Source organism: Xanthomonas sp. SHU 199 (assembly GCF_000364665.1).
Lineage (GTDB): Bacteria > Pseudomonadota > Gammaproteobacteria > Xanthomonadales > Xanthomonadaceae > Xanthomonas_A > Xanthomonas_A sontii.
The window spans coordinates 1-5,806 of record NZ_AQOI01000765.1 but is presented as its reverse complement, the minus strand read 5'-3'; the positions used below and the strand labels follow the sequence as shown (position 1 = coordinate 5,806).

Below are 5,806 nucleotides of genomic sequence, written 5' to 3'. Positions count from 1 at the left end.
CTCAGCGCGCGCGAGCGGCAGGTGCTGGCGCTGCTGTCGCGCGGCCTCACCAATGCCGCACTCGGCGCCGAACTCGGCATCAGCGCCGGCACCGCCAAGGTCCACGTTGAGCGCATCCTGCACAAGCTGCAGGTGGCCGACCGCACCCAGGCCGCGGTGGTCGCGGTGCAGGCGGGGGTGGCGCTGTGAGGGCGCTGGCGCGGCGCTGGAACGACTGGCCGCTGACCCGCAAGAGCCTGGCGCTGGTGGCGCTGCCGCTGTTGCTGCTGGTGGCGGCGCTGGTGGCGATCTACAGCGTGGAGCGGCAGAACATCGCCGCCGAGAACGACGTGCGCCGCACCCTGCAGTTGCTCAGCGATTTGCACGAGGCGCATGCGCTGCTGGCCGAGACCGCCGCTGGCGTGCGCGGCTACCGGCTGGTGCGCCAGGACGCGTTCTTGACCCCGTACCGCGACGCCGAGCCGCGGCTGAAGACCGTGGTGCAGCGCCTGTCGCAACGCATCACCGACCCGCGCCAGGCGCAGCGCTTCGCCCGCATCCAGCCGCTGTTCGAGGAGAAGATGCAGGGCTGGCGGCGGCTGCTGGCGCCGGACCTGAGCCGCGAGGAAGAGATCCGCCAACTGCGCGAGGGCAAGGTCACCCTCGACATCCTGCGTGCGGAACTGCGCGAGCTGCGCAACTACGAGACCGCGCAGTTGCAGGTGCGTACCGCCAAGGCGCAGGCGCTGCGCCAGCGCAACCTGCTGATCACCCTGTGCGCGGCGATGCTGGGCGGACTCGGTGCGGTGCTCGCGGTGGCCTGGTTCGCCTCGTCGCTGTCGCGACGCCTGCGCCAGCTCTCGGCCAATGCCGACCGCCTCGGCGACGGCCGGCCGCTGGCGCCACAGCCACCGGCCGGCGACGAACTGGGCCAGGTCGCGCAACGCCTGCAGCAGGCCAGCACCCTGCTCGCCGCGCGCGCCGAGGAAGCGCAGTCGGCGCGCCGCGAGGCCGAGAGCGCCAACCGCGCCAAGACCGAATTCCTCTCGCGCAGCAGCCACGAACTGCGCACCCCGCTCAACGCCATCCTCGGCTATGCGCAGGTGCTGGAGATGGACCTGCCGGGCGCGGCGCAGCGCGACCATCTGCAGCACATCCTCGGTGCCGGCCGGCATCTGTTGGGGCTGATCACCGAACTGCTGGACATCGCCCGCATCGAGGCCGATCAGCTCGACCTGAGCCCATGCCCGGTGCCGGTGCATGCCGCACTGGAAGAGGCGATGGGCCTGGTCGCACCGGAGGCGCAGGCGCGCGGCATCGTGCTACGGCCACCGCAGTTGCCGCCGGAGTGGACCGTGCGCGCCGATCCGCAGCGGCTGCGCCAGGTGTTGATCAACCTGCTGTCCAACGCGATCAAGTTCAACCGCCCGGGCGGCGCGGTGTGGGTGAGCGCCGTGCCCGAAGGCCAGTCCCTGGCCCTGGTCGTGCACGACCAGGGCCACGGTCTGACGCCGGCGCAGGTGGAACGCTTGTTCACGCCGTTCGAGCGGCTCGGCGCCGAGCGCTCGGCGATCGAGGGCACCGGTCTGGGCCTGGCGCTGAGCAAGCGCCTGACCGAGGCGATGGGCGGGCGCATCGCCGTGGACAGCGGCGCGTACGGATCGCGGTTCACGATCGCGCTGCCGCTGGACCGCCCACAGGCAGCGGCACTGCCGGACCCGGCTGTGGCGGCGCCGACGGCGAGCGGGATCCAGCGCCAGCTGCTGAGCGTGGAGGACAACCCGTCCAACCAGGCGCTGATCCGTACCCTGGTCGAACGCCGCCCGCACTGGCGCCTGCACGAGGCCGCCAGCCTGGCGCAGGCGCACGCGCATCTGCAGCAGGCCACGCCCGACCTGATCCTGCTCGACCTGCACCTGAGCGACGGCAACGGCGAGGACCTGCTGCAGGCGCTGCGCGCGCAGCCGCACACCGCCGCGATCCCGGTGGTGGTGATCAGCGCCGATGCCACCGCGACCACGCTGGCGCGCGTGCAGGGCGATCCCGTGCGTGCCTACCTGACCAAGCCGCTGGACGTGGCCGACTTCTTCTCCGTTCTGGATCGACACCTCGCATGACCCGCAACGATGTCCTCGCCGCGCGCATCCTGATCGTCGACGACGAACCGGCCAACGTCCGCCTGCTGGAAGAACTGCTGCAGCGCGAAGGCTTCCGCCAGGTGGTGGCGACCACCGACCCGCAGCGGGTGCTGGGCCTGGTCGCCGCATTCGCGCCGGACCTGATCCTGCTCGACCTGATGATGCCGGAGCTGGACGGCTACGCGATCCTGGAACAGCTGGCGCGGCTGGCCGGCCCGTCCAGCTTCCTGCCGGTGATCGTGCTCACCGCCGACCCCAGCCGCAGCGCCCGCCACCGCGCCCTCGGCCTGGGCGCCAAGGATTTCCTGACCAAGCCGCTGGACACCTTCGAAGTGGCGCTGCGGGTGTGGAACGTGGCCGAGACCGTGGTGCTGTTCAAGCGCCTGCGTGCGCTGGCCGTGGCGGATGCCGCGCCGCCGGGATGGCTGACGGCCGGGATTGGGGATTAGGGATTGGGGATTCGCAACGGCAGCCCCCCGCTTTTGCCAATCCCCAATCCCAGCCCCCAACCTACATCGCCCGCGTCACCTGGCCGCCCAGGCCCAATGCCATCAGGACTTCCTGGGCCCTTTCCAGCAGTTCGTCGGCCACGCAGACCTGGACCACGCCGAACGGCAGTTCGCCGGCGCCGCCGAGCAGGGCCTCGCCGAACACGAAGGCGGTGATGCCGGCATCCTCCAGCGCGTGCTTGGCCAGATGGGCATCGATCAGGTGCTGGGCGCGGTAGGCGATCTGCATGGTCGCCCTCAGCCGCGAGCCACGGAGCCAGGCAGAACCTGGAGCGAGGAAAGGCAACACAGGTCCGTACACGGGTACGCCAACTGAGAAGGACGCATGACGCCAAGGGCAAGACGGAACGCCTGCATGCGGGCTTCTCCTGAGTGAATTGTTCCGCAGCCTACGCGCCAGGACGGCCGCAGACCAGTCCGACCAAGCTAAAGCAGCGCTTTACTTACTATAAACTTGCCCTTTACTTATTCTCCGAAGCGCGCATGTCCGACACCCCCGCCACCGACGCCTCCGCCCCGGCCGAGAAGAAAGACTTCATCCGCCAGATCGTCCGCGAGGACCTGGCCAGCGGCAAGCACACGGCCATCCGCACCCGCTTCCCGCCCGAGCCCAACGGCTACCTGCACATCGGCCACGCCAAGGCGATCTGCCTGGACTTCGGCATCGCCGCCGAGTTCGGCGGGCGCTGCAACCTGCGCTTCGACGACACCAATCCGGCCAAGGAAGATCCCGAATTCGTCGCCGCGATCCAGGACGACGTGCGCTGGCTGGGCTTCGACTGGGCCGAGCTGCGTCACGCCTCGGACTATTTCGAGGTGTACTACCTGGCCGCCGAGAAGCTGATCCGCGACGGCCACGCCTTCGTCTGCGACCTCTCCGCCGAGCAGGTGCGCGAGTACCGCGGCACCCTCACCGAGCCGGGCCGCGATTCGCCCTACCGCACCCGCAGCGTCGAGGAGAACCTGGACCTGTTCCGGCGCATGCGCGCGGGCGAGTTCCCGGACGGCGCGCGCACCCTGCGCGCCAAGATCGACATGAGCAGCGGCAACATCAACCTGCGCGACCCGGCGCTGTACCGGATCAAGCACGTCGAGCACCAGAACACCGGCAACGCCTGGCCGATCTACCCGATGTACGACTTCGCGCATTCGCTGGGCGATGCGGTGGAAGGCATCACCCACTCGCTGTGCACGCTGGAGTTCGAGGACCACCGCCCGCTGTACGACTGGTGCGTGGACAAAGTCGACCTGGCCAGCCACCCGGAACTGCTGCAGCCGCTGCTGGACAAGGGCCTGCCGCGCGAGGCGGCCAAGCCGCGGCAGATCGAGTTCTCGCGGCTCAACATCAACTACACGGTGATGAGCAAGCGCAAGCTGACCCAGCTCGTCGCCGAGGGCCTGGTCGATGGCTGGGACGACCCGCGCATGTACACCCTGCAGGGCCTGCGCCGCCGCGGCTACACGCCGGCCGCACTGCGCCTGCTGGTCGACCGGGTCGGCATCAGCAAGCAGAACTCGGTGATCGATTTCTCGGTGCTGGAAGGCTGCCTGCGCGAAGACCTGGACGCGCACGCCGCGCGGCGCATGGCGGTGATCGAGCCGCTGAAGCTGGTGCTGAGCAATCTGCCCGAGGGCCACAGCGAGACGTTGGCCTTCTCCAATCACCCCAAGGACGAGAGCTTCGGCACGCGCGAAGTGCCGTTCTCGCGCGAACTGTGGATCGAGCGCGAGGACTTCGCCGAAGTCCCGCCCAAGGGCTGGAAGCGGCTGGTGCCGGGCGGCGAAGTGCGCCTGCGCGGCGCCGGCATCGCCCGCGTCGACGAAGTGATCAAGAACGACGCCGGCGAGATCGTGGAACTGCGCGGCTGGCTTGACCCGGAATCGCGCCCGGGCATGGAAGGCGCCAACCGCAAGGTCAAGGGCACCATCCACTGGGTCAGCGCCGCGCACGCGGTGGAGGCGGAGATCCGCCTGTACGACCGCCTGTTCTCGGTGGAGAAGCCTGACGACGAGTCCGACGGCAAGACCTACCGCGACCACCTCAACCCCGACTCCAAGCGCAGCGTGCGCGGCTACGTCGAACCCGCCGCCGCCCAGGCCGCGCCGGAGCAGGCGTTCCAGTTCGAGCGCACCGGCTATTTCGTCGCCGACCGCTACGACCACCGCGCCGACGCGCCGGTATTCAACCGCAGCGTGACCCTGCGCGATACATGGAGCGGCGGCCAGGGCGGCTGACTAAGCGCGTGTGCGATGCCTCCAGCGACGGCGATTTCCTGGAGGAAGGCAGCGCATCGGCCGCGGACCGCGTGCCCGAACATCTGCCGCGTCGTTCGGCGCTATCGCGTCGGGACTGAAGTCCCTCCCACAGGATGGCTGCATGCGCGGCCGCTTCCTGCAGGGCTAGCGTTAGCGTTGTTTTATTGGTGAGGCATCGCGCTGAAGCGGGGGCTAAAAAGCCGGGATTGGGGACTTGGGATTGGGGATTCGGAACCCCGCAAATCGGGACCCGAAATGTTCCGCAAGTGCTGGGCGGTTGCGATTGCACTGTGGGAGGGGCTTCAGCCCCGACGGGCTTTACCGATAACGCCTGTCGGGGCTGAAGCCGCACCCACCGTGGAGTCGCGGAGTGGCTTTTTGTCGCCAGAGGCGCCGCACATACCGTGCACTCGCGAAAAATCCCCAATCCCCAATCCCCAATCCCCAATCCCCGCCCTTCCCCCGCCACCGCCCGCGCGCTAGCGTAACGGGCATGTCCCCCGCCTCGTCCTTCAGCCTGTGCAGCTACGGCCGCGATGGCGCCGCCCATCAGCACGACCACGTGCAGTTGGTGCTGCCGTTGCACGGCTCGATGGAACTGGAGGTGGACGGCCGCGGCGGCTATCTGGACCGTTTCCGCGCCGCGGTGGTCTCGCCGCAGACCCGGCATGCGCAGTCCGCGCTGGATGCCAACCGCTTCCTGGTCGTCGATTGCGCCGCCGATGCCTTCGGCGACGACGCGCTGGAGCGCCTGCGGCGACAGCCCTTCCTCGACCTGCCGCCGCCGCTGCAGGATCTGCTTGCCGCCCAGGCGCCGCATCCGGACCTCGCTGCCGCCCATGCCCGAGCCGGCGCCGCCGTGCTGGCCTGGCTGCAGGCGGACACCGCGCCGCGCGGCTGGCAGCGGCTGCAGGCGCTGTGCCA

Annotated in this window: 5 protein-coding genes and 1 pseudogene; 5 read left to right on the top strand and 1 reads right to left on the bottom strand. The window is 69.6% G+C overall.

Annotation, left to right across the window (positions count from 1 at the left end; all coding sequences use genetic code 11):
• The 3 genes from D183_RS0121150 to D183_RS0121140 all read left to right on the top strand — a co-directional run.
• Window positions 1-189, top strand: a 189-nt coding sequence (locus tag D183_RS0121150) for a response regulator transcription factor (protein WP_026144722.1), incomplete at its 5' end; no start/stop codon positions are given.
• Window positions 186-2,096 (top strand): ATP-binding protein, encoded by a 1,911-nt coding sequence (locus tag D183_RS0121145; RefSeq protein ID WP_017910754.1) that lies wholly within the window; start codon window positions 186-188, stop codon window positions 2,094-2,096. The genes D183_RS0121150 and D183_RS0121145, both read left to right, overlap by 4 nt.
• Window positions 2,093-2,566 carry a response regulator gene (locus D183_RS0121140; RefSeq protein WP_017910753.1) on the top strand — a complete coding sequence of 158 codons (474 nt, stop codon included), beginning with the start codon at window positions 2,093-2,095 and terminating at the stop codon, window positions 2,564-2,566. The genes D183_RS0121145 and D183_RS0121140 overlap by 4 nt, the downstream gene beginning before the upstream one ends.
• Before the next feature lie 61 nt (window positions 2,567-2,627).
• On the opposite strand, the gene D183_RS0121135 is transcribed toward D183_RS0121140, so the two are convergent.
• Window positions 2,628-2,855, bottom strand: coding sequence for a putative signal transducing protein (locus D183_RS0121135; RefSeq protein ID WP_017910752.1), 228 nt, complete (start codon window positions 2,853-2,855; stop codon window positions 2,628-2,630).
• A gap of 254 nt (window positions 2,856-3,109) precedes the next feature.
• Between D183_RS0121135 and D183_RS0121130 the strand changes: the two genes are divergently transcribed.
• Both D183_RS0121130 and D183_RS0121125 read left to right on the top strand, forming a co-directional pair.
• The gene (locus tag D183_RS0121130) at window positions 3,110-4,861 is read left to right on the top strand and encodes a glutamine--tRNA ligase/YqeY domain fusion protein (RefSeq protein WP_017910751.1); all 1,752 of its coding nucleotides are present in this window, start codon (window positions 3,110-3,112) and stop codon (window positions 4,859-4,861) included.
• Window positions 4,862-5,375: 514 nt separating this feature from the next.
• Window positions 5,376-5,806, top strand: a pseudogene (locus tag D183_RS0121125) (helix-turn-helix transcriptional regulator); the annotation flags it as partial.

Bases quoted from the DNA above. Each gene is read 5' to 3' on its own strand.
- D183_RS0121140 (WP_017910753.1), top strand. From the start codon at position 2,093: ATGACCCGCAACGATGTCCTCGCCGCGCGCATCCTGATCGTCGACGAC.
- D183_RS0121130 (WP_017910751.1), top strand. From the start codon at position 3,110: ATGTCCGACACCCCCGCCACCGACGCCTCCGCCCCGGCCGAGAAGAAA.
- D183_RS0121135 (WP_017910752.1), bottom strand. From the start codon at position 2,855: ATGCAGATCGCCTACCGCGCCCAGCACCTGATCGATGCCCATCTGGCC.